The organism is Flavobacterium undicola (genome assembly GCF_009909155.2).
Taxonomy (GTDB): domain Bacteria; phylum Bacteroidota; class Bacteroidia; order Flavobacteriales; family Flavobacteriaceae; genus Flavobacterium; species Flavobacterium undicola.
This window is the reverse complement of sequence record NZ_JAAAPM020000005.1, coordinates 67,132-90,742: the sequence shown is the minus strand read 5'-3', so window position 1 is coordinate 90,742 and position 23,611 is coordinate 67,132. Positions and strand designations below refer to the sequence as shown.

At 35.0% G+C, this 23,611-nt stretch carries 19 protein-coding genes; 5 read left to right on the top strand and 14 right to left on the bottom strand.

Going from position 1 to position 23,611, the window contains the following annotated elements:
• Positions 1-2: 2 nt before the first annotated feature.
• The 7 genes from GTZ96_RS04635 to GTZ96_RS04605 all read right to left on the bottom strand — a co-directional run bounded on the left by GTZ96_RS04635 (position 3) and on the right by GTZ96_RS04605 (position 12,231).
• Positions 3-1,589, bottom strand: a complete 1,587-nt coding sequence (locus GTZ96_RS04635; protein ID WP_161641423.1) for a GH39 family glycosyl hydrolase — start codon at positions 1,587-1,589, stop codon at positions 3-5.
• Positions 1,590-1,667: 78 nt separating this feature from the next.
• Positions 1,668-3,671 (bottom strand): glycoside hydrolase family 97 protein, encoded by a 2,004-nt coding sequence (locus GTZ96_RS04630; RefSeq protein WP_161641422.1) that lies wholly within the window; start codon positions 3,669-3,671, stop codon positions 1,668-1,670.
• Positions 3,672-3,759: 88 nt separating this feature from the next.
• Positions 3,760-6,159 (bottom strand): glycoside hydrolase family 31 protein, encoded by a 2,400-nt coding sequence (locus GTZ96_RS04625; RefSeq protein WP_161641421.1) that lies wholly within the window; start codon positions 6,157-6,159, stop codon positions 3,760-3,762.
• A gap of 178 nt (positions 6,160-6,337) precedes the next feature.
• Complete coding sequence (locus GTZ96_RS04620) at positions 6,338-7,201, bottom strand: hypothetical protein (RefSeq protein ID WP_161641420.1); 864 nt, start codon at positions 7,199-7,201, stop codon at positions 6,338-6,340.
• A 20-nt stretch (positions 7,202-7,221) separates the two neighbouring features.
• Positions 7,222-8,811 (bottom strand): RagB/SusD family nutrient uptake outer membrane protein, encoded by a 1,590-nt coding sequence (locus tag GTZ96_RS04615; RefSeq protein WP_161641419.1) that lies wholly within the window; start codon positions 8,809-8,811, stop codon positions 7,222-7,224.
• Positions 8,812-8,822: 11 nt separating this feature from the next.
• The gene (locus GTZ96_RS04610; protein WP_161641418.1) at positions 8,823-11,915 is read right to left on the bottom strand and encodes a SusC/RagA family TonB-linked outer membrane protein; all 3,093 of its coding nucleotides are present in this window, start codon (positions 11,913-11,915) and stop codon (positions 8,823-8,825) included.
• Between the two features lie 49 nt (positions 11,916-11,964).
• A complete protein-coding gene (locus tag GTZ96_RS04605; protein WP_317168877.1) occupies positions 11,965-12,231 on the bottom strand; it encodes a hypothetical protein in 267 nt (88 codons plus the stop codon).
• A gap of 307 nt (positions 12,232-12,538) precedes the next feature.
• Here GTZ96_RS04605 and GTZ96_RS04600 point away from each other — a divergent pair, with 307 nt between their 5' ends.
• On the top strand, positions 12,539-13,258 hold the full coding sequence (locus GTZ96_RS04600) for an NUDIX hydrolase (RefSeq protein ID WP_161641417.1): 720 nt from the start codon (positions 12,539-12,541) through the stop codon (positions 13,256-13,258).
• Between the two features lie 22 nt (positions 13,259-13,280).
• On the top strand, positions 13,281-14,018 hold the full coding sequence (locus GTZ96_RS04595; protein ID WP_161641416.1) for an NUDIX hydrolase: 738 nt from the start codon (positions 13,281-13,283) through the stop codon (positions 14,016-14,018).
• A 149-nt stretch (positions 14,019-14,167) separates the two neighbouring features.
• Here GTZ96_RS04595 and GTZ96_RS04590 read toward each other — a convergent pair whose 3' ends face one another.
• Positions 14,168-14,569, bottom strand: coding sequence for a hypothetical protein (locus GTZ96_RS04590; RefSeq protein WP_161641415.1), 402 nt, complete (start codon positions 14,567-14,569; stop codon positions 14,168-14,170).
• A 286-nt stretch (positions 14,570-14,855) separates the two neighbouring features.
• Between GTZ96_RS04590 and GTZ96_RS04585 the strand changes: the two genes are divergently transcribed.
• From GTZ96_RS04585 to GTZ96_RS04575, 3 genes are read left to right on the top strand one after another with little or no spacing between them, the layout of a single operon-like run.
• Positions 14,856-16,130, top strand: coding sequence for a Y-family DNA polymerase (locus GTZ96_RS04585; RefSeq protein ID WP_161641414.1), 1,275 nt, complete (start codon positions 14,856-14,858; stop codon positions 16,128-16,130).
• Complete coding sequence (locus GTZ96_RS04580; protein WP_161641413.1) at positions 16,121-16,561, top strand: LexA family protein; 441 nt, start codon at positions 16,121-16,123, stop codon at positions 16,559-16,561. The genes GTZ96_RS04585 and GTZ96_RS04580 overlap by 10 nt, the downstream gene beginning before the upstream one ends.
• A 51-nt stretch (positions 16,562-16,612) precedes the next feature.
• Positions 16,613-17,188: a hypothetical protein gene (locus tag GTZ96_RS04575; RefSeq protein ID WP_161641412.1), complete on the top strand. Its 576-nt coding sequence runs from the start codon at positions 16,613-16,615 to the stop codon at positions 17,186-17,188.
• A 165-nt stretch (positions 17,189-17,353) separates the two neighbouring features.
• On the opposite strand, the gene GTZ96_RS04570 is transcribed toward GTZ96_RS04575, so the two are convergent.
• The 6 genes from GTZ96_RS04570 to galK all read right to left on the bottom strand — a co-directional run bounded on the left by GTZ96_RS04570 (position 17,354) and on the right by galK (position 23,561).
• Positions 17,354-17,965 (bottom strand): hydrolase, encoded by a 612-nt coding sequence (locus GTZ96_RS04570; RefSeq protein ID WP_161641411.1) that lies wholly within the window; start codon positions 17,963-17,965, stop codon positions 17,354-17,356.
• A 30-nt stretch (positions 17,966-17,995) separates the two neighbouring features.
• Complete coding sequence (locus GTZ96_RS04565) at positions 17,996-18,313, bottom strand: GNAT family N-acetyltransferase (protein WP_161641410.1); 318 nt, start codon at positions 18,311-18,313, stop codon at positions 17,996-17,998.
• Positions 18,314-18,559: 246 nt separating this feature from the next.
• Entirely contained in the window at positions 18,560-20,245 is a 1,686-nt protein-coding gene (locus tag GTZ96_RS04560; RefSeq protein ID WP_161641409.1) for a sodium/sugar symporter, read from the bottom strand.
• Positions 20,246-20,297: 52 nt separating this feature from the next.
• Positions 20,298-21,311 carry a UDP-glucose 4-epimerase GalE gene (galE, locus tag GTZ96_RS04555; RefSeq protein ID WP_161641408.1) on the bottom strand — a complete coding sequence of 338 codons (1,014 nt, stop codon included), beginning with the start codon at positions 21,309-21,311 and terminating at the stop codon, positions 20,298-20,300.
• Positions 21,312-21,339: 28 nt separating this feature from the next.
• Positions 21,340-22,389, bottom strand: coding sequence for a UDP-glucose--hexose-1-phosphate uridylyltransferase (locus GTZ96_RS04550; RefSeq protein WP_161641407.1), 1,050 nt, complete (start codon positions 22,387-22,389; stop codon positions 21,340-21,342).
• Between the two features lie 5 nt (positions 22,390-22,394).
• Positions 22,395-23,561, bottom strand: a complete 1,167-nt coding sequence (gene galK, locus GTZ96_RS04545) for a galactokinase (RefSeq protein ID WP_161641406.1) — start codon at positions 23,559-23,561, stop codon at positions 22,395-22,397.
• Positions 23,562-23,611: the final 50 nt, after the last annotated feature.

The window sequence follows — 23,611 nt, the reverse complement described above, 5'->3', positions numbered from 1 at the left end:
AACTATTGCTTTCTAAAATTCAGCAACAGCACATCGTTTTCATTAATCTTAAAATCCTTGCTAAAGATTCCTTTTGCATCAATTTTCACTATTTCCGTGGCAATTGGCGCACCATTATTTTTATCTTTAAGTGTATTTACCTGTTGTTTATTCAATTGATTGGGTTTATTCATTCCTAAATAATCGGTAAAAACGTCATTCACTTTGTAACCTACTTTGTAAACCTCTAATTTATAGATGCCTTTTTGAAGTCCTGCAACTTCAATTTTGACACTCCCCTTTGGTTTTGATGGTAAATCTTTTATATAATATTGCTGATTATTTGTAGAATCGGGCAAGGTGTAGATAAAATCCCAAAACAAAACCTGCACATCTCCTTTTGCATTTTTACATGCCCAAGATGACTTATCAGTATTTTGAAGCTCTGTTTCTCCCAATTTATTCATGAAGTAATAAGAGAAATAGGCTGACTTTTTAATTCCTTGTGTGTTCAACAATCCAAATCCTCCATGAAAAGGAGTAAATCGGGGCCCCGGTTCTTCAAAAATATCGGTAAAAACCCAATATGACATTGAATTCGCTGCATTGCCAACTTGTTTTAATTTCTGCAAAATATAAGCCGCAGAATGGTAACTATCGTGAATCGGGTCAGCTGGAGTATAAGACGAACTCCACTCTGTATAATGCAATTCGAGATTTGGCTTAGCCGAATTATCAATCTGCTTTCGCGAATTAATAACATCACCACTGATACTATTCTCGTCTGGACTAAGCACTGTTCCGGAAGTTCCGAACTCGTCTAAATATCCTTGGTTAACACCGTAAGTGTGTGTTGAAATAAAATCTAACGGAACATTCTTTTTGGCGCAAAATTCAATTGTTTCAGGAACCCAGCCAGCACCGGCTGTTGCAGGTCCGCCCACTTTAAAATCTTTATTTACAGCTTTTATGCCACGCGCAGCATATTCGTATAATTTAAAATATTCATCCTGAGTACCTGTCCAAAAACCTGGTGTTAAATTTGGTTCATTCCAAACCTCAAAATACCATGTTTTTACTTCTTCAGCTCCGTAACGTTCGGTAAAATGAGCGGTTAAATTGCGAATTAAGTCTTCCCATTTTTTATAATCCTTTGGAGGGGTTACATTTCCTTTCCACCAAAAAATAGTTTCAGGACCGCTTGCCAATGCTGAAGGCATAAAGCCTAATTCAACAAAAGGTTTCATCTTGATGCTTACAATAAAGTCATACAAAGCATCTATATATTGATAATTGTATTCAGGATTTCCATCTTTATCTTCACGGTAAACCGCCATATCATCAGATAGTAAACCATGCATTCTGATGTATTTAAAATCACATTCTTTTTTGGTCATTGCCAACTGCTGTTGCCAATCGGCTCGCAAACCTTCATTGGCACGACCTGCACCAATACATTCTTTGAACATGGTGTTTAACTTACCGGCAGATTTATTATAATCGACTTTTATAATTCTGTTTTCAGATTTTACTACATTCGAATTTTGTCCAAACAAATTAATATTGATTAGACTTATGAAGGCAAACAGTATTTTTAAATTTCTTTTCATCTGAAAATTATATTTTTAAATCGTCGAGTTAGTAAACCCGACAGGTTTTTAAAACCTATCGGGCTTGAATATCCATAATTATATTTTTTTGAATCTTATTGCTGTTCCGCCTGCTCCGCCTAAATGCAATTTCAATACATCTGAAGCTTTAACCGTTTTCTTCGAAATCGCAACGGCTGATGGATTATGTGTTTCGTCTGTTCCTATTGCATCGGCATAAATTTGTGCTTCGTATGTCGCTTTAGCATCTAAAAAGGACAATGAAACATTTACATCTCTTGCTTTTTCATTGGTAATACTTCCTAAAAACCAATCGGCACTGTTTCTGTCTTTACGGGCTGTGGTGATGTATTCTCCAATTTTTCCTTCTAATACTTTTGTATCTTCCCAATCTGTAGGAACGTCTTTTAAGAATTGCAATGCTGGTTTCCCTTCGTAATTTTCCGGAAGGTCGGCCATCATTTGGATTGGAGCATAAATAGTTACATATAATGCCAATTGCTGCGCCGCAGTTCCGTGCACTCTTTTTCCGGGATATCCTTGTTTTACCTCAACATCAAAAATTCCAGGTGTAAAATCCATTGGTCCTGAAAGCAATCTTGTAAACGGAATAATCGTCAAGTGATTCGGGGGATTTCCTTCGCTCCAGGCATTATATTCCTGTCCTCTTGCCGCTTCTCTCGAAACCATATTTGGAAAAGTACGGCGTTCTCCTGTATCTTTTATGGACTCGTGGTATAATACGGCCAAATCATACTCGGCTGCTTTCTCTAAAATATATCTGAAATAATTCACTCCAAATTGTCCAAAGTGCATTTCCTTCATATTTAATTTAGAACCTACATGACCAATTTTAACCGAATGCATTCCCAGTTTTTTATACAATGCAAAACCTTCGTCAACTTCTTTTAAATAGTTAATTAAGTTGGAACCTGTTTCGTGGTAACCGATAAGTGCTACACCTTTTTTGTTTCCGTACTCTACTACTTTTTCTAAATCGAAATTGTCAGCACTTTTTGTAAAACTGAACATGTGCATTTTGTTTTCATACCAAGCTGGTGTCCAGCCTTTGTTCCAGCCTTCGATCAATAAATGATGAAATCCTTCTTTGGCAGTAAAATCAATATATTCTTCAGCATGTTTGGTTGTTGCGCCTTGCTTGTCGCTTTCCCAAAATGTATATTTCCCGATGTGCATTCCCCACCAAATACCGAAATATTTGTACGGTTTGAAGTAGCTTGTGTTCTTTAATTTATTTGGTTCGTTCAGGTTTAAAATCAAATACGAAGTAATTAAATCTGCTGGTTTTTCTCCAATTTGAATCGTTCTCCAAGAAGAAGTAAAAGTATCTTTGACACGAACTTTTACACCGTCAGACCAAGGCACCAAATCAGATTTAAGTTGCGTTCCGGTTGTGTTTACCAAAGTCATACTGGCAAAATCTACCAGATTTGCTTCATGAAAACTCAATGCTAATCCGCTTTTACTTTCAATAGTAAGTGGAGTCAAAACGGTATCAAGTGTACTTACGGGTGCATCTTTAAAAAGATATTCGTCACGGTTTTCTCTGTTTGCCGGAATCCACCATGCTTTTCCATCTTCTTTTAAGTTAAAAGTTGTTTTTTCATCCATAATGAAAATACTGTCTTTTACATTTTGTTTTGGATACACATATCTAAAAGCGATTCCGTCATCGAAAGCACGAAACTGAATCTGCAGTTTACGCTTATTTTTTCCTTTTTGCTGTAATTCAACCACCAATTGATTGTAGTGGTTTCTGATGTTTTTCTTTTCTCCCCAAACTTGCTCCCAAGTTTCATCGAAAGTGGATTTTTTTACACTTTTGATTTCGAAATCAGTACTTAAATTTTCATTTCCTTTTAGTAAAAATCCCATATCCGATGGGGCAATCACTTCGGTTTTTCCGTGTGACACCGCATATTTTGGAGCATTTTTTACTAACTCAAATTTGATTTTGTTTTGCCCGTTTGGCGAAGCCAATTGGTAAGCATTTTTATTTTTCTGACTATATCCAATCGTGATTGAAAGCAGTACAGCGGGAAGTACAAGGTATTTTTTCATGTTTTCTTTTCTTAATTTGCCTTTTATAAATCGGATGCCGCTAAACTGCATCCGATTTAAAAAGACCCAACTTAAACTAACCAAACTGTTATTTTATCCACTCCGTTTTAAAAGTGGTTTTTCCGTTTAATGCATTTGGAGCCACTTCAAAATTGTTTCCTTTTTTAGAAACTGCAATGGTTTGTACTGCGTCTCCTTCTGGCAAGAATACTTTTGCAGTAGCTGTTGTAGTTGCATCTGTAGCATATACTTTTAAAGTTAATTTACTCCAATCCATGTCTTTTGTAGATTGTGCCAATGCAATGTGAGGAATAGCCGAACCGTCTCTAACCAAAACCACGATTGGAATAGCACCAGCTTTTATTTTATGCCATCCTCCTTGGTATACTTTTTTGGTTTGGTAATCAATCCACGTTCCTTCAGGAAGATAGACATCTCTTTCGGTTACCTCTTCAAATAAAGGAGCCACTAACATACTGGATCCAAATAAGTATTCATTATCAACTAACCAAGCACCAGGATCATTTGGATATTCCAAAAATAAAGCACGCATCATAGGCAATCCTTTTTGGGAACTTTCTTTGGCTTGTGCGTAGATATACGGCATCAATTCGTAACGCATATTATCGGCGTTTCTAAATCCTTCCAAAAAGTCTTTGCTGTACAACCAAGGTTCGCGTGGAGGCTCACCATGACTTCTCACATGTGAAGTAAACATCCCGAATGGCGCCCATCTACGGTATAAGTTCTCTGGAGATTTAGTTGCAAATCCTCCTACGTCATGACTCCAAAAACTGAATCCGCTTAATCCTAATGAAAGTCCGCCACGCAATTCTGCAGACATTGCACCGTTACTTGTTTCGGCATCACCGCCCCAGTGTAATGGATAGCGTTGGCTACCAGCCCAAGTACTTCTGGCCCAAATTAAAGTATATCCTTTTTCTTTTTGAGTAATTTCGGCAACGGCTTTGTTGTAACGCAAAGGGTATAAATTGTGTTCATAGAAACCCGTACGTCCTGAATGGTAAATTCCGTCTGGCGGAGCAGCTTCTCCAAAATCAACTTTGAATACACTTACCCCCTGATCGAATAAACGTTTCAATTTACTTTGGTACCAAGTTACCGTTTCAGGATTTGAAAAATCCAGCACAGCATCTTCATAAGGAAGATTTCCTTTTCTATCTCTTACAGCCAAATTTTTATCCATGATTTCATTAAACAAGGTGTTTTTTGGAGTGAAATAAGGCAATTGCCATAAGCACACATGAAAACCCTCCTCTTTCATATCCGACATCATTTTTTCTGCATCAGGAAAACGAGATTTCGCAAACTCATAGTTGTTTCTCCAATCTACATCAAACCATCCGGTATCAAAGTGAATCACATCGGTTGGAATTTTATACTTACGCAAATCTCTTGCTACATCACGCCCTTCTTTTTCAGAAAAATAGGTGATACGGCTCATCCAGAAACCAAATGACCAAAGTGGCGGCATGGCTGCTTTCCCAGTCAAATTAGTATATTCATCCAATATTTCTTTTGGTTCTCCAATAAAGAAAAACAAATCGGCTTCATCATCACCAATATACATTTCATTGGCACTACCAAAATATTTTCCAAAATCAACGGTAATAGGGGTTGAATGATGCATGAATACACCATAACCACGACTACTCATATAAAACGGAACAGGTTTGTACATGGTTTCGTTTTGGATTCCATTGGCATCATCGGTCCATAAAACCACCTTTTGACCACGTTTGTTAAATTGTGTGAATGATTCCCCGCAACCAAATATTTTTTCGTCAGGTTCTAAACTGAAAGCAGCTCCCATACTTCTGGAATAATCACTGTTTCTACGAACATAAGAAAATGGAAGTGTTGGTGTATACGTATTTTTAAAATCAGAATCATGTAAGGTTCCTGTCAACAATTTTCCTTTTTCGTCATAAATTTTTACATGCCAAGGCTTCGTCTGAATTTCGACCGAACCGTGTTTGCTGATAAATTTATAACCTCCTTCAATTTTAGAATATTTCCATAATTCCGGGTGATTCGGAGCTACTCCGTCAACCAACATTAGGGATTCTTTTTGAGGGCGAAATTGTGGCCCTGAAATTGTCTTAATTCTCAACGTACGATCAGAAATAAACTGAATTTGGAAAGGCAATTCAGGAGAAACCTCATACTCGGTAGCCGGAAATTCGTTCGCTTTCTCCATATCAGGTTTCATCATCATATTGTTGAAAGCCTGACGCGTTTTGTAATTGTATCTGAGGTATTTTACTGTCCCTTTTCCTGTTTGAGGATCAAAGGCTGTAAGCTCATCGGCAAAATAAAACGTATTGAGATAATTCTGGAAATCTTTACTGATATCCATCGGCGCATTTAACACATCTGCATTTTGAATCTGTGCTGTTGCTTTTGGAATAGCCAGAAATCCAAAAACAAAGATTGAAAATAGTGCGGTTATTTGAGTTTTCTTCATTTTAATGGAAATTTATATTTATTATTTTTTTAATTGAATCATTTGACTGATGTAAATATAGTATTACTTTCAGCTCTTTGAAACTTACCACTAATTCTAATTATCTACTTTGTTAGACGTTTGAATTACTATAAACACATCAATCAATACGATTCAAATAACTTTCCTGATTTTCTATTTAACTCTTAGGCACTAAATTCATAACTACTTGCACACCGTCATTACGAATCGCAGCATATCTTAAAGAACTTGCCGTAAGCTCAATTAACCTAACATTAGAAAATGAAAATCCTGACATTACATCGTTATAATAGGCATTAAGATGTAGCATTTCTATTCCTCCATTTAATATGATTCTGTCATTTGTAGAACCAGTTGTAAGACTAAAATTATACGTTCCGGACTTAGTAGTTTTTACGGTACTTCCTGTAGTCAATGAAGTTTGTGTTACTTTAACATTATAACCTCCATTCAGGTCGAAAGTAACTTCTCCCCAATTTTTGTTTTCTACACCTGACCATGAAACATCATTGATACTCCCTGGATACCAAGCCCAATCTCCTTCTACTGTCTTGTTTATATATCCACCACCAACAAATGCAAATGGACTTTCCGTTACCATATTAAATACCCATGTTTTTCCGACTACACCGTTAGTAAGCATTGCCCACCTAGGGTCACTAAATAAAGTTTGATCATTTTTTGAAATAGTTACCGTTTTTGTAGCTGTTACTGAACCGCCTTGTGTATAAGCTGAAAAATTAATGGTATAAGTACCCGCAAATGGCATTGGAATACTTGTTTCATTTAGGTTTGAATGTCCTAATTCATTCCCTTTTGAATCAACGTAACTCCAATAAGGTATAACGTCCGGAGTTAGGTTTTTTAATTGGATGGTATTTCCATTTACTACAGCCGTAAAATTCAGGTCTGTAGACATAAGTGACATCGCAGGAAGACTGTTACGGTCTTCTACTGGTTCGCAAGAAAATAACGAACCCATTGCAATTATAGCTATTACTGTTAAAAATATATTTTTCATAGTTATTATTTTTAAGGTTATTACCAACCTGGATTTTGTTTTATTGCTCCGTTAGAAAGTACAATTTGTGACTGAGGTATTGCAAACCATCCTAGTGTTTCAGTTCTAAATGTTACGTTAAATTGAGAATCACTATTATTTACATTGTCAATAGCAGCTTTAGCCACAGCTGGACTTTGTCTGATTAAGTCAAAAAAGCGTTGTCCCTCTAATGCCAGTTCTAATTGACGTTCCTTCATGATATTTGGTAAAGTTGCCGCAACACGGTGACTGGCATTTTGGAATGCACGATCACGAACTCTATCAAGACAAGTTTTTGCAAAAGCATCATTTGTACCAAGATTAAGCTCTGCTGCCATTAGCAATACATCCGAAAATCGTATTACAGCATAATCTTCGATATTGTCAATTTGGAAATTCCCACCATTGGCAGTTACGTCTGCAATTCCGGCTTCATTGGTAACAGGGCAATATTTTTTCCAAGCGTATCCTGTATATTGACGTTGGTCTCTTTTATTTGGTGCCGGATCAAAATTCAATCCTTCTCCCGCAAAATTGATGATGGTGGCATTTCTACGAGTATCTCCAACTTCATATGCACCATAAAGACTTGGGGTAACAGGAAGTCCACCCCAACCGTAAGCATATCTACCTATATTTCCACCACGTGGCGCAATTAATACTGACAAACGATTTCCTTCATGAAGATTCCAATCTCCTTTTCCACTTCCGTTATAACGAATAGCCCAAACCATTTCTGTATTACCTTCACCTGCATAATTCGCAAGTGATGCAGCAAGCCATAGACGAGAATAATCAGTAATCAACGCGTGGCCACTATTATTTACAACATCATTAATATAAGTTACTGCCTGAGCTTTGGTCACTACTCCAGCTAAATCTGGTTTAGTATAATAATCTGTATAGAATATAAAAGCTTTCGCTAAATAAGATTCTGCAGCCCATTTAGTGATGCGACCGTAATTTGGATTTCCTACTTGAGAATAATTCTCAGTACCTAGATTTTCTACAGCAAATTTTAAATCATTGGCGATTAAAGCATAAGTAACTTCCGGAGCCAATCTTGGAGAATTAAATTCACTGGTGTTAATAGAATGATCCAGCGGAACAATATCCCCAAAAATTCTCGCTAATTCAAAATGGAAATGAGCTCTTAAAAAACGAGCTTCCGCCTCATATTTTGCTTTAAGCGCAGTATCAGTACCCCAATTTACTTTATCTAAATTTTCTAATAAAATATTGGCTCTGTATATCCCTTTGTAGCAGCTTTGCCAAACAACGTTATTCATTTCTGGATCTGAGCTGTTTTTAAAACGATCCCAGTCTAAAACAGCTATCCCATCAGCGGTTCCAAAACCTCCAAAACAATTATCTGAAGCTTCTTCGGTAATCATTTGAAATCCTGCCCAGCCGCCTTCTTGTTGCAATACATCATATATAGAAATCAGTCCTTCAAAAGCATCTTTCGGAGTTTTATAAAAATTTTCCGAAACCTTTTCAGTTACCGGTGTGGTGTCTAAAAAATCATTCGAGCAAGAACTTAATATTAATAGGGTTGATGCCGTAAATAGTTTAATATAATTTTTCATTTTTTTGATAATTAGAAGTTAACATTAAGTCCCATCATATAAGTTCTTGGCTGTGGATAATACCCCACATCAATCCCTTTTGCCCATGATTGGTTTGTATTTCCAAACCCAATTTCCGGATCCATTCCTCTATACTTCGTAAAAGTGAACAGATTGTTGGCGGCAACATATAATCTGAATTTAGAAAAGAAATTTAACATGCCTGTTACTTTTGTCAAATCACAACCTAACGTAGCCGATTTAATTCTAAAGAAGCCAGCGTCTTGAACATATAAATCTGACATCTTAGTATAATTTCCATTCGCATCTGAACCATAAGTAACTCTTGGTATAGAATTAGAACTTCCTTCTGTTGTCCAACGATTCAAGATTGTCGTTGTGAAATTAGAGTAAGGACGTTCGATACTGCGAAGCCCAATAACATTTTGGTTTCCTGAAACTCCATAGGTATAAATCGAGAAATCAAAAGCTTTGTAAGATAGTTCCATGTTTAATCCATAAGTAAAATCAGGATTTGGATCTCCAATATTAGTTTTATCACTTGCATTAATCTTTCCGTCACCATTTAAGTCCACAAACTTAACATCACCTGGCATCGCATTAGGTTGAACTCCAGCAGCAACTTCGGCTGCATTTTGAAAAATACCATTTGTTTTAAGTCCATAAAAATAACCTATTGGTTGTCCTACTTCTACACGATTCATTTCATCCAAACCTTGAAAAAGAAGATTAGTATCACCATGGATTATGCCTTCAGAATTAGCAACACGAAGTACTTCGTTTTTATTATGGGATATATTTCCGTTTATAGAAAATGACCAGTCTTTTCCAAAATTAGTTCTATATCCTAATCCTAATTCAATTCCTTTATTATTAACATCTCCACCATTTATATAAGGAGGCGTAGCTCCGGCAATTTCAGGAATAGCTGCCTGTACTAACCAGTCTTTGGTTGTTTTGTTATAATAATCGAATGTCAAAGTCAGGTTTGAAAATAATGCAGCATCAAAACCAAAGTCAGTTTGCTCAGATGTTTCCCATTTTAAATCAGGATTTGAAAGTGCATCCGGACTAGAACCTGTGTACAATGTTTCATTAGGACCTGTACCGAAATGATAGTTTTTATCATACGAATTTATGGTAGACATGTAAGCAAATCGTTTTGAAAATTGATCATTACCGTTTTGTCCCCAACTGGCTCTAATTTTAAAAGATTTTATAAAACTATTTTGTGGAAAGAAACTTTCGCGATCTACATTCCATCCGGCCGATACCGCAGGGAAGTAAGCGTATTTATTATTAGATCCGAACTCCGAAGAACCGTCTCTTCTTAGTGTGGCAGTAAATAAATATTTATTGTTGTAATCATATAACAATCGACCAAAATAAGATTGAAGTCTATAATCATATCTTTCACCTGAAACTGTGTTTGATGTTTTATCTGTTGCATTGTTTAAATAAGCATGGTCAAAATCATTAAAAGTTAAATTTTTACCTGTAGCCCCCATACTTTCTGAAGTATTTGACTTAGCAGAAGTTCCTAACAACACATCAAAGTGATGGATATCATTGATAGAAGCTTTATATTGTAATGTGTTTTCCCATAACCAGCCCAAACTTTTATTGGAACTTTGTGAAACGCTTGAGATTAGATTATTATCAAAAAGTGTTTCGTTATAAACCGGTTTAAAAGAACGATATGAACTATCCGATATATCCACTCCAAAACTCGTTTTGAATGTAACATTTTTTAAGAATTTTGCTTCTGCAAATACATTCCCTACATAACGATTTATTTTATCTTCTTTAAAATTATTATGATATAAAGAAGCCACGGGATTAAAAACATCAGCCGCAATAATTGAAGTTGCAAAATTACCATTGGCATCATAGGCCGCGTCTAACGGAGAGGCATTTAAAAAACTTCTTATACTGTTATTGTAAAGACCCTGGTCAGAAACACCATTACTTTTGATATTGGCGAAAGAAAAATTTTCTCCAATTTTCAAATGATTTTCTATAACTTCAGATGTAGTATTGACATTGAATGTTATACGATCGTATTGTGATTGATTGTTTTGACTTCCTATAAGACCTTCCTGTCCATAATAAGATAATCCTGTAGCAATAGTCGATTTTTTATCCCCACCTGTAATCATTAAGGAGTGATTTTGTTTTGCTGCTCCATTATTGAATAAATCTTTTTGCCAATCGTGGTTAGGAAGTGCTGCTATTTGCGCTGCAGTATACAAAGGTGTAAAGCCGGAATTCACCCTTGATTCATTCATGATAACTGCATATTCATTTGAATCAAGCAGGTCTAATCTTTTGGCAATTTCCTGATATCCTGTATAACTATTTAAAGACACATTCATCTTACCGTCTTTTCCTTTTTTAGTCGTCACTAATATAACTCCATTCGCAGCTCTGGCTCCATAGATAGATGCAGCCGAAGCGTCTTTAAGAACATCGACTCTTTCAATAGTAGATGGATCAAGATACCCAATACCATTATCCACAACAACTCCATCAACAACATAAAGAGGAGAGCTGTTTCCTGCGGTTCCAACACCACGTATATTTACCGCCATTCCAGCTCCCGGTTGTCCTGATGTAGAAGTAATGGACACTCCTGAACTTTGTCCCTGTAAAGCATTAACAACATCAAGACTGGCAACTTGTTGAATGTCTTTTCCCGAAACCAAAGAAGTAGCAGCTGTTGATACTTTTTTCTTCTGAGAGCCATACCCTATCACAACTACCTCTTTAAGATCTGCTGATTCTGCTTGCATGGCAATATTTATTACTGTTTGATTTTTTATCGATACTCGTTGTGTTTTATAACCCATATAGCTGATTAATAACACAGCATCAGATTCCGCATTAATTTGATATCTACCATCAAAATCGGTTGTAGTACTTTTATTGGTAGACTCTACTTTAACAGTTGCACCGGGAATTCCCATACCGTCGTTACTAGATGTTATCTTTCCACTCACAGAAAGGGATCGCTGTTGCGCAAAACCTGATTGCAGCATAAACATGCTGAACAAGATTGCTATACAAAAGGGAAGCATTGTCGAAATACAATATTTTCTTTTCATAATAATTTAAGAATTGGTTAATGTTTTGGTTAATGTTTTTTTTAATGTACTAATAGGTGTTGGCAATAATTTGTTCAAATAATTCTTGTTTTCCACTTATTTGTTGAGGTTCTCCGTTTGCACGTGCAATTTCGCTAAGCCCCTCTAAAGAGAGCGCTCCTTTTTCATACTTAGCTCCATTACCATTGTCAAATGATCCGTAACGCTGTTTGCGTAAATTTTTATAATTCGTGTTTTTTAAAATACGATCCCTTTTTCGATCAAATACCGATAATTTTATCGAATTACTTGCTAAATCTATTCCTAAAAAATACATATACTCGATTTTAAAAGGTTGTATTTATTGTTTATGTTTGTTTCTTTTTTAAACTTATAGTCAAATTAACTTTATGCTTATAGTAAATTTGACCACAAGTATAAGACATTTTTTTATATTAACAATATTTTATGTTTAAAAATTTGCAATTAATAATTATTTGAGGGTATTATTATACATTTGCATTAAATAAGCACAGTGTTGTCTGATATTTTTTTAATATTTTTAAAAGGAAATAACGTTTTTTAAAATAATCTGTTAATAAATTCAATGATTTTTTTTAATATTTAATTCAAATTTCTATACCATGTTTGAAAAACATACCGATACCGCTTCCTTAAAAATAGTAGAGCAATCAGCCATGAACGCGATTACAATTGATTGTGCAATATTTGGTTTTGACAACGGAATTTTAGAAGTTCTGTTGGTGCAACATGCTGAAGGTATCAGTAAAGGAAAATGGGGGCTTCCGGGTGGTTGGATCAAGAAAAAAGAAAGTATAGATAATGCTGCCCATCGATTGCTGGGAGAGCTTACAGGATTAGATAATATATTTTTAGAGCAATTGAAGGCTTTTGGAGATCCTGATCGTTTCCCGCTAAGGCGGGTTATCACAATTGGTTATTATGCTTTGATTAAAAGAGAAGATTATGATGTAAAGGCTGGTTTTACTGCGTCTGATGCAAAATGGTATAAAATTAATGAAATACCGGATTTAATTTATGACCATAATGAAATTTTAGATTACAGCTTAAAACAGTTGCGTAATCGGGTTCGTCAGGCTCCTATCGGTTTTAATCTTTTACCCGGAAAATTTACGTTATTGGAGCTCATGCATCTTTATGAGGAGGTTTTGGGTGTGGCGATGGATAAGTCTAATTTTCGGAGAAAAATATTGCATATGAAATTATTACTTGCCTTAGATGAAAAGCAGCAGGATGTTTCTCATCGAGCGGCAAAGCTGTATAAATTTGATCCTGAAATTTATACTAAACTTACCGAAAAAGGATTTAATTTTGAATTTTAACAATAGCTTATATAATTAAAAAATGACATTCTCCACTTCCAAAAATAATCCCGAAAATAAAAGCAATATAGCTACAGACATTAAACAACCAGCGAATGATGGAATTTCGATTGACTGTGTTATATTTGGATTTAACAAAGAAAGTCTTGAAATACTTTTAGTGCAACATGCAGAAGGAGAAAGCGTAGGGAAATGGGGGCTTCTTGGAGGCTGGTTAGGAAAAGATGAAAGTGCTGATGACGCTGCTCAACGCATATTGCATGAACTGACCAGTCTTGACAACATCTATTTAGAGCAATTAAAAGCTTTTACCAATCCAAATCGTGTAAGCGAAAGAAGAGTTGTAACCATTGCCTACTATACATTGGTAAACAGGGAAGACTATAACATAAAAGCCAGTTTTACCTTAAGGGAAGCTAAATGGTATAAAATTAATGACATACCAAATTTAATTTTTGACCACAACGAAATTTTAGACTTTAGTTTGATGCAATTACGCAATCGGGTACGCCAAGCTCCTATCGGCTTTAATCTTTTACCCGAGAAATTTACATTATTGCAATTAATGCATCTTTACGAAGAAATATTAGGAATCGAAATGGACAAATCTAATTTTAGAAGAAAAATACTACGAATGAAACTACTAAAACCTTTAGATGAAAGACAACAAGATGTATCGCACAGAGCCGCTAAACTATACCAATTTGACCAAAAAATATACGATCTACTTACTCAAAAAGGGTTTAATTTTGAATTTTAAACATTGAAAGAAAAAGAATTACTTCCTTCCATTAGCAAGTTGATTTTCTACAACTTCTAACTTTCTTCCATCAAGAGGATATAGATGATAAAACAAAAAAAGACTCCTAAAAAGGAGTCTTTCTAACCACTAACCTAACCAAAAGTTAATTATTTAACCGCAACCGTTTTATGCACTTCTGAATAAGGATCTGACATGATAGTTGCAGTTTCATTCACTACAAGAATTTCATATTTCACCGTTTTAGTTTTAGAATCAGCAACCAGGTAATAAACCCCGTCTGCTAAAGGATTTAAATCGTATGTTTTAACGATTTTTTCATCTGATTTAAGTGGATTCAAATTCAATGTATACACTTTCTCTGTATGTAACAGTTTATTATTTGCATCATAAATAGAAACATTGGCTTTGTTTATATCATTTACAGCAAAGGTTACCATCTTTTTTGAACTAGCTTTTTCATTTTTAGAAATTTTAACGCCAGTTGCACGAGTATTCATAGCAATTAGAACTACCATTAATACGAAACTAAGTTTTACAATCTTTTTCATAATTAGAATTTTTTAGATTTATAATTCTTTTAACTGGGTCAAAGATAGTATGCTAACATAGAATTAAACTTCAGTGGTTTTTCATATTTATATGCTATATTACCTTTTACGAAAACGTTTTAGTTAAAAAATGGTAATTTTAAACATTTTAAAGACAATATAGCATAGTTTATAGCAAAAAACACAACTTTATTATCTTTCGCAAAAATCAAAATACTTTCTAAAATTTCTAAAAATTAACTTTAGAACAGGATTCGGCAACAAGTCTATTACGTAATTTTGCATCATGTATGCTTTAGTCGATTGTAATAATTTCTATGCTTCTTGCGAACGTGTTTTCCAACCGGAATTCAACGGCAAGGCTGTTGCAATATTATCTAACAATGATGGTTGCGTGATTTCAAGAAGTTATGAAGCCAAAGCAGCAGGAATTCCTATGGGCGCGCCAGCATTCCAAATTAAAGATTTGGTAAAAGAGAAAAACGTAAAACTCTTTTCGTCTAATTATGCGCTCTATGGTGATTTAAGTCAGCGTGTAATGGCAATCCTAAATCAGTTTACGCCCAATGTGGAGATTTACAGCATCGACGAAGCCTTCCTGAACTTTGACGGCATAAATATTACAGATTACCACGATTATGGTCTTCAAATGAAGGCTCGTGTTCGAAAATGGGTTGGCATTCCTACCTGTATCGGATTTGCAGAAACCAAAGCCTTATCGAAAGTAGCCAATAAAATTGCCAAAAAATTCCAGGATCGAACCCAGGGTGTTTATGTTATTGATTCGGAAGAAAAACGTATCAAAGCTTTAAAATGGACTAAAATTGAAGATGTTTGGGGTATTGGTTACCGAACACGTAAAAAAGCAAAACTGAGAAACATCAATACTGCCTTAGATTTTATACAACCGCAACACGAAGCCTGGATAAAAAGAGAAATGGGTGTTATTGGTCTTCGTCTAAAAGCAGAATTAGAAGGAAAATCAGTTTTAGATTTAGAACCTATTGCCGAGCAAAAGAAAAGCATTGCCATTACAAGGAGTTTCCCCAAACAAATCTCCGATTTTGATTTGCTCCGGGAGCGTATCGCTACTTTTGCAGCTGTTTGTGCCGAGAAATTACGCAAACAACAATCCTGTTGCCATACTATAATAGTACTACTCGTTATTGACAAACATACCGTGAAAACATCCAAATACTATTTCAACAAAGCAATCACCTTGCCGTATGCTACCAATTCGACTTTAACTATTGCCAATACAGCTATCGAATTACTGAAACAAATACACCAGGGTAACAAACATTTAAAATTTAAAAAGGCAGGCGTAATTGTTAGCGAACTCATTGGCGAAAACCAAAAACAATTTCAATTATTCGAAGAAGAAAACCCAAAGCATTTGGCACTAATGAAAGCAATGGATCATCTCAATACTAAAATTGGTGATACCAAAGTAAAATTGGCCAGCCAAAATTTAAATCTGACCTGGAACATGAATCAGAATCATTTATCGCCAAAATACACCACTAAATTTAAAGATATTCTCGAAATACGATGCGAATGAAAAAAGACCAAAAACTCAGCTTCTACAAACCGGATTACGAAAGTGAACTGCGAATTCCTTTCATCCCTGATGGTGTTTCGGCAGGATTTCCTTCTCCCGCAGCTGATTTTATGGAGAATAATATCGATTTGAATAAAGAGTTGAGCGAAAATCCCTTAGCTACCTTTTATATTAAGGTAAAAGGAAATTCGATGATTGACGCCGGTATCAACGACAAAGACGTACTGATTGTAGACCGGAGTATCGAACCACAAGACAACAAAATTGCTATTTGCTTTATCGACGGAGAATTCACCGTAAAACGCATTAAATTAGAAAAAGACTGCCTCTACCTGATGCCCGAAAACAGCAATTACACTCCCATAAAAGTCACCGAAGAAAACCAACTCATCATTTGGGGAATTGTAACCTATGTGATAAAAAAAATGTAAAACTTACAATAATATTAAATCATAAAACTATTTCATCATAATAAACGAAAGATGAACGAATCAAAATTCCCAATTGTTATTTATCAAAAACCTACTATTCTAGAAGGTTTTTTTACTGTAATTTTAATTGCATTTACCTTTGTTCCTTTTATTTATGGAATAAGGACAAATCAACCTATATATTTATTAAGTATAATTTTAGGAATTATTTGTTTTAAATTATTTAACCAAATTACAGATAATAAATTCACCCATTCAAAAATTATTCAGAAAACAAAGTCAATTAGTTTTTCTGAAACAGACATTAAATTATTTGAAAATCAAAATATTATAATTTTCAACTGGAGTGATTTAGAAGAAATTGAAATTAAAATATACGCTTATAGTGGTAGACATTATCATAATGATTATTTATGCACAGGAATTGAGAATTTTATTAAATTTATTCATAACGGAAAAATAAATAAATATCGATTTTATATCGAAAATGTTAGCCAATTCAACCTTTTAAAAGAACAGTTTAATAATATTATATTACCCGAATTAAAAAAATTCGATAATATAACTGAAGAAAGTTATATTAATACGCAAATCTATTTTAACCGGTTAAATAGCTCTGAAAACTGATTCGTATACATATAAAAGAAAGTCCTGTCTCTCCAGCTCGCACGAGCATCTTGCTCGTGCACACAAACTTGTCTCGTCCTAAAAAAGTTTCCATTTTTAAACTTAATCATAAATAGATTTACAACTTATTTTTAGTCCTGTTATTGGTTTACAACAATAGGACTTTTAAATTTTCCCATCTTTAAATAAAACCTGAAAAAAGCCGGGAACGGTTTCCTCACGATTCCAATCACGCTGTAATTCGCAAAGCAGTTGGTTTACCGAAATGAGTTGAGCCCCCGCCTGTTCTATTCTTCGCAATGCAATGTTATGTGCTTCAGCTGAAGTTCCGCCAACAGCATCAGCAACAGGGAAGACTTCAAAACCTTCTTTTAAAGCATCCAGTGTGGGAAACGTTAAACAGGCTTCTGTCCACAGTGCGGCCATGATTAGTTTTTTCCTTCCTGTTGCCTTTACAGCTTCATAAAATTCCTTGTCTTCCCAGGCATTAATACTGGTGCGGTCATAAGAAACGGTATCGGCTAAAACTTCTTTTAAAGGGGCAATAGTATCCTTATTTCTACCCGTTTGGACATTTACAGTTGATAAAATTACAGGTATATTATACAATTTTGCCGTTTTGGCCAGACGTACAATTTGCTCCACTAAATGGGTCTGATCCATCGATTTGATTGAGGATACCTGAATGGGTTGATAGTCAATAATAATAAGTGCTGCATTTTCAGGACTTAGCAAATGATCGTTTTTGGGGTCTCGAATAGGTGATATACTGCTCATAATAATAGTAAAAAAGGTTAATTTGAATAATTATAAAAATTTGAATCCATGAAAACTATCATCAACGATGCGTTTCCATTCCGGATGTCTTTTGATGTAAGCAAACACTAACGGACAAAGAGGGATGAGTTTGTAATTGTTGTCTTCAATATAAGCCAATGTTTTTTCAATTACAGCTGTAGCCGCGCCTTTTCCTTCCAATTCGGGTTCTACTTCGGTGTGGATTAAAGCAATAACATTGGGTTGTTCTTTGTAAACGATAAAGGCTTTATGTCCTTCAACAGTAATTTCAAACTGCTGCTCTTCTTCATTTTTGACAAGAGGGATATTTTCGAATTCTGGTTTCATGCTCAGATTATTAGATAATTAAACGGTTATTAGATAAAAACAACAAGTTATTGGTTAGCTTGCTGTTTTGAATCGATCTTTATATATCATATTTTGTTTAACAAATTTACGATTCTAAAAAAAGAAACATCTTAATCTATGTTAAGAAGATAAAGCAAATCATGTTTTAACCTTATTCAAATAAAAAAATGTGAAATCAAACGAATTCGATTCCACATTTTCACATTTAAAACTATTATTTTAATCTTACCAGAACTTCACGTACAAAGCAGCGATAATTAATAATGTAATAATGATTAATACTGTAGTTTGTGGTTTTACCTTAAACATTTCAGTATCTAATTCAAAAGCTTTAGGATTTACTTTTGGTCCAGCAAAACTGATTCCAACCATAAGTAGCATTGTAAACAAGAATGATAATCCCATACAAATGTGGAATGGAATTTCAAAACCACCTTTACCATTTGGCCAAGCCGTGTATAAGAAAGTTTCGTTTCCAAACAATGTTGGTGCAAATTCGTTGAATAAAACTGACAATAAGAAACCTGCAATTACACCCACAATAGCAGCTGTTCCTGTAGTTCTTTTCCAGAACATACCTAAGAAGAACATAGCAAATACTCCTGGGCTAATAAATCCAGTGTATTTTTGGATATAAGTAAATCCACCAACTCCACCAATTCCAAGTAAATCATTCCAAGTAAACAATACTGCAAGAACCATAGAAGCAAAAACGGCATATCTACCAATGTTTACCTGAGCTCTGTCTGAAGCTTCTTTTTGAATGTATTTTTTATGAACGTCTAAGGTATAAATAGTAGAAATACTGTTTACTTTACCCGCTAACGAAGCCACAATAGCCGCAGTCAAAGCCGCAACTGATAATCCTTTTAATCCTGTTGGCAGGAAAGTCAACATAGCTGAATAAGCTCCGTCTTTTCCACCAACTAATTGAGGTAAATGTCCTCCTTCGTATAAAACATAAGCAGCAATACCAGGCAACATTACAATTACAGGCATTAATAATTTCAACATACCTGCAAACAAAATTCCTGTACGAGCCGTTTGTAAATCAGCTCCCAAAGCTCTTTGAGTAATGTATTGGTTACATCCCCAGTAGTTCAGGTTGATAATCCAGATACCTGCTAAATAAGACAACATTCCTGGGAAAGTAAGGTATTTATCAATTTCTAATTGAGTAGAAGTAGCTGTTGGTCTAGGAATAATCATTTTGAAATGCTCTGGCGCTTTTTCCATCAATACTTTGAAACCAGCAATAGCATCCTGACCTACTCCAAAATATTGTCCTACTGTTGTTAAAGCGATATAAGAAGTTACCAAACCTCCAATAATCAATACTGCAACCTGAATAACATCAGTATAAGCAACTACTTTCATACCTCCAAGAGAGATAATTAAAGCAAATACTGCTAATCCTAACATAATAACATGAAGGTATTCCCCTCCAGCTAATCCGTTAATAGCAACCGCTCCTAAGTATAGAATTGAAGTTAAGTTTACAAAAACATACAAAAACAACCAGAAAACAGCCATAATCAAAGCCGTTGAATCATTGTAACGTGTTTTCAAGAATTGAGGCATGGTGTAAATCTTGTTTTTTAAATAAACAGGAATAAACCAAACTGCCACTATAATTAACGCAATCGCAGCAACCCACTCGTAAGCAGCAACAGCAATTCCTAAAAAGAACCCTTCACCACTCATTCCGATAAACTGCTCAGCAGAAATGTTTGAAGCGATAAGTGAAGCTCCAATAGCCCACCATGTTAATGTACCTTCTGCCAAGAAATACGCCTTAGCATCGTGTTCGTTTTTTTCGCGCTTGCGATAGATAATATATCCGTAGATTGAGACTACTAAAAAGTAGACGATAAATACTGCATAATCTGCAAATTCGAGACTTGAGCTCATAAATTCTTATTTAAAATTAGTAATTGGTTCAACAGTCATTCCTAACGAATGCCTAGCTTCTGATTTTTTGTTCCCATTTCCAAGCGCTTTCCATAGCTTGTTCCAGGGTTAATTGGGTTTTCCAGCCCAGTACTTTATTTGCTTTATCGGTATTGGCGTAAGCCGAAGTAATATCACCTTCTCTTCTGTCAACAATTCGGTACGCTAATTTTTGACCACTTGCTTTTTCGAAAGCATTGATAACCTCTAATACTGTACTTCCTACTCCAGTTCCCAAATTGAAAGTTTCTACTTTTTCTTCGTTCTTTTTATTCACCAATCGTTGCAGAGCAATAACATGCGCTTTAGCTAAATCCACTACATGAATGTAATCGCGAATACAAGTTCCGTCAGACGTTGGATAATCATTACCATAAACCAGTAATTCTTTGCGCAAACCAATTCCTGTTTGTGTAATAAATGGCACTAAATTTTGTGGAACGCCTATTGGTAATTCACCTATTTCAACAGATGGATGTGCACCAATTGGATTAAAATAACGCAACAAAATAGCATTGATACCGCTTATTTTAGCCACGTCAGTAATAATTTCTTCTCCTATTTGTTTGGTATTTCCATAAGGAGACATCGCAGTTTGAACCGCTGAATTTTCGTTGATAGGCATTGTTTCGGCTTGACCATAAACCGTACAAGAAGAGCTAAAAATAAAGTTAGCACTTTCTTTTTTCTCTAATTCCTGAAGTAAATACACTAAGGAATTAATGTTATTTTCGTAGTACAACAAAGGGTTTCCAACACTCTCTCCTACTGCCTTTGAAGCTGCAAAATGGATTACTCCATTTACATCCGAATGGCGTTTGAAAAAATCCTGAACTACCGATTTCTCTCTTAAATCCAGTTTTTCAAAAAGTGGTTTTTTCCCTGTTATAGCTTCAATTCCTTTTAAAACGTCTTCAGATGAATTTGATAAATTATCAATAACAACCACCTCAAAACCTTCGTTTTGCAATTCGACTACCGTATGCGAACCTATGAAACCTAAACCTCCCGTAACAAGTATTTTCATAATATGTTTTTTTTAAATATCAGTTTAGTTATTTTTGTTTGTAATGTACATCAGATAAATTCCTCAACATTTCAGCACTTTTCTCTGGTGTAATATCTCTCTGAGATTCTCCCATCATTTCATAGCCTACCATGAATTTTTTAACTGAAGCCGAACGCAACAATGGTGGGTAAAAATGCATGTGAAATTGCCATTCCGGATGCTCTTCACCATCTGTTGGAGCCTGGTGAATTCCTGAAGAATAAGGGAATGATGTTTCGAAAAGGTTGTCGTATTTTGTTGTTAATTGTTTCAAAATAACAGCAAAAGCAGCTACCTCATCTTCAGTAAAATCAGTGATTTTAGTAATATGACGTTTGCTGACAATCATGGTTTCAAAAGGCCAGATTGCCCAAAAAGGAACAATGGCTGCAAAATGATCGTTCTCAACAACAACGCGTTCTTTTACTTTTAATTCTTCTTTTAGATAATCCTGAAGCAAATTTGTTCCATTTTTTTCAAAATACGCTTTCAAATTGTTTTGGGTTTTCTCAACCTGTGTTGGCAATGAAGATTGAGCCCAGATTTGTCCGTGTGGATGCGGATTACTACATCCCATTACACTTCCTTTATTTTCAAAAATTTGCACGTGATTGATGTAATCAACATTACCCAAATCAGTGTATTCTTTTTGCCAGGTATGAATAATATTTACAATACCATCCACATCCATTTCCGGTAAAGTCAAATCATGTCTTGGCGAAAAGCAAACCACTCTGGAGATTCCTCTTTCAGGTTGTGCCTTAAAGAAACTTCCTTCTGCATTTCCTCCAAAATCAATTGGTTCTTGTTTAAGCGCAGCAAAGTCATTTTCGAAAACAAAACTGCTTTCGTAAGCCGGATTTACTTCGCCATTAGCACGAACATTTCCAGCACACAAATAACATTCCGGATCATATTCTGGTAAAGCAATAGTATTTACTGCTTCTTTTTGTCCTTGCCAAGGTCTTTTTGAACGGTGTGGTGAAACTAAAACCCATTCATTAATTAAAGGATTGTATCTTCTATGCGGATCTTCGTTGATATCAAACTTTCTCATAGTCATTATTTAGTGTATAGTGATGTTCCGTTACTTACTTTAACGTCATAAATTTTCAATTCGATTCCGAAAGCTTCGTTATATAATTTCGAAAATTTATCTTTGATTTGTTGTTCTTGTCCTTTTTTAACCAGGTTGATGGTACAGCCGCCAAAACCGCCACCCATTAATCTTGAACCAATAACTGCTGTTTCTTCTTTTGCCAAATCTACTAATAAATCCAGCTCTTCGCAGCTTACTTCGTAATCTTTAGACAATCCGTCATGAGTAGCAAACATTAGTTCGCCTAACAATTCAATTTTTCCATTGTCTAATGCTTCACAAGCCTGAATCACACGGTTGATTTCTTTTACTACAAAAAGAGAACGTCTAAAAACGTCGTGACTCATTTTGTCTTTCAAATCAATTATGGTTTGTTCCGTACAATCTCTAAAGCTTTTTATCTCTGGGAAATTTGCTTTTACAATCGCAATTCCTTCTTCACATTGTTGTCTTCTTTCGTTATAAGCCGAAGTCATCAACGAATGTTTTACATTCGAATCAAACAAAATCAATGAATAATCGCTAAAATTAGCATCGTGGTAAGTGTACTCTAAAGTGCGGCAATCAATTTTGATTACTTTATCTTCCAGTCCCATTACGCTGGAAAACTGATCCATAATTCCGCATTTAATTCCCACCCAGTGCTCGGCTTTTTGTCCTAACAAGGCAATATCAATTGGTTTGATATTCAAATTGAATAAATCGTTCATTCCAAATAAGAATCCACATTCTAAAGCTGCAGAAGAAGACAATCCGGAACCCACAGGAATATTACTGCTGAAAACACAATTTACACCTTCTAATTGAAATCCGTTGATTTTTAATTGGTTGATTACACCTCTAATGTAGTTTGTCCAATCATTATCGTCTAATTTCACCTCAGCCGTAACATCAATTTCAAACTCATCGTTAAGGTCTAAAGCAATCACCCTGGAAGTATTTGTATTGTTTTTTGCAAAAGCAAAACAAATAATTTTGTCGATAGCAGCAGGCAAAACATAACCATCATTGTAATCGATATGTTCTCCGATGATGTTAATTCTCCCTGGAGAAAGCACTATTTTTGTTGGCTCAGAACCAAAAGTTTCCTTAAAATAGCTAGTTGTTTTATTAATTAAAATATCATTCATTGGTTAGAATTTGAAGTAGTATTAAATTTATTTTTATTGAAAATTCACTC

What these genes read in the sequence shown, in the direction of transcription:
- GTZ96_RS04635 (WP_161641423.1), bottom strand. Translation starts at nt 1,589, where the DNA reads ATGAAAAGAAATTTAAAAATACTGTTTGCCTTCATAAGTCTAATCAAT.
- GTZ96_RS04630 (WP_161641422.1), bottom strand. Translation starts at nt 3,671, where the DNA reads ATGAAAAAATACCTTGTACTTCCCGCTGTACTGCTTTCAATCACGATT.
- GTZ96_RS04625 (WP_161641421.1), bottom strand. Translation starts at nt 6,159, where the DNA reads ATGAAGAAAACTCAAATAACCGCACTATTTTCAATCTTTGTTTTTGGA.
- GTZ96_RS04620 (WP_161641420.1), bottom strand. Translation starts at nt 7,201, where the DNA reads ATGAAAAATATATTTTTAACAGTAATAGCTATAATTGCAATGGGTTCG.
- GTZ96_RS04615 (WP_161641419.1), bottom strand. Translation starts at nt 8,811, where the DNA reads ATGAAAAATTATATTAAACTATTTACGGCATCAACCCTATTAATATTA.
- GTZ96_RS04610 (WP_161641418.1), bottom strand. Translation starts at nt 11,915, where the DNA reads ATGAAAAGAAAATATTGTATTTCGACAATGCTTCCCTTTTGTATAGCA.
- GTZ96_RS04605 (WP_317168877.1), bottom strand. Translation starts at nt 12,231, where the DNA reads ATGTATTTTTTAGGAATAGATTTAGCAAGTAATTCGATAAAATTATCG.
- GTZ96_RS04600 (WP_161641417.1), top strand. Translation starts at nt 12,539, where the DNA reads ATGTTTGAAAAACATACCGATACCGCTTCCTTAAAAATAGTAGAGCAA.
- GTZ96_RS04595 (WP_161641416.1), top strand. Translation starts at nt 13,281, where the DNA reads ATGACATTCTCCACTTCCAAAAATAATCCCGAAAATAAAAGCAATATA.
- GTZ96_RS04590 (WP_161641415.1), bottom strand. Translation starts at nt 14,569, where the DNA reads ATGAAAAAGATTGTAAAACTTAGTTTCGTATTAATGGTAGTTCTAATT.
- GTZ96_RS04585 (WP_161641414.1), top strand. Translation starts at nt 14,856, where the DNA reads ATGTATGCTTTAGTCGATTGTAATAATTTCTATGCTTCTTGCGAACGT.
- GTZ96_RS04580 (WP_161641413.1), top strand. Translation starts at nt 16,121, where the DNA reads ATGCGAATGAAAAAAGACCAAAAACTCAGCTTCTACAAACCGGATTAC.
- GTZ96_RS04575 (WP_161641412.1), top strand. Translation starts at nt 16,613, where the DNA reads ATGAACGAATCAAAATTCCCAATTGTTATTTATCAAAAACCTACTATT.
- GTZ96_RS04570 (WP_161641411.1), bottom strand. Translation starts at nt 17,965, where the DNA reads ATGAGCAGTATATCACCTATTCGAGACCCCAAAAACGATCATTTGCTA.
- GTZ96_RS04565 (WP_161641410.1), bottom strand. Translation starts at nt 18,313, where the DNA reads ATGAAACCAGAATTCGAAAATATCCCTCTTGTCAAAAATGAAGAAGAG.
- GTZ96_RS04560 (WP_161641409.1), bottom strand. Translation starts at nt 20,245, where the DNA reads ATGAGCTCAAGTCTCGAATTTGCAGATTATGCAGTATTTATCGTCTAC.
- galE (WP_161641408.1), bottom strand. Translation starts at nt 21,311, where the DNA reads ATGAAAATACTTGTTACGGGAGGTTTAGGTTTCATAGGTTCGCATACG.
- GTZ96_RS04550 (WP_161641407.1), bottom strand. Translation starts at nt 22,389, where the DNA reads ATGAGAAAGTTTGATATCAACGAAGATCCGCATAGAAGATACAATCCT.
- galK (WP_161641406.1), bottom strand. Translation starts at nt 23,561, where the DNA reads ATGAATGATATTTTAATTAATAAAACAACTAGCTATTTTAAGGAAACT.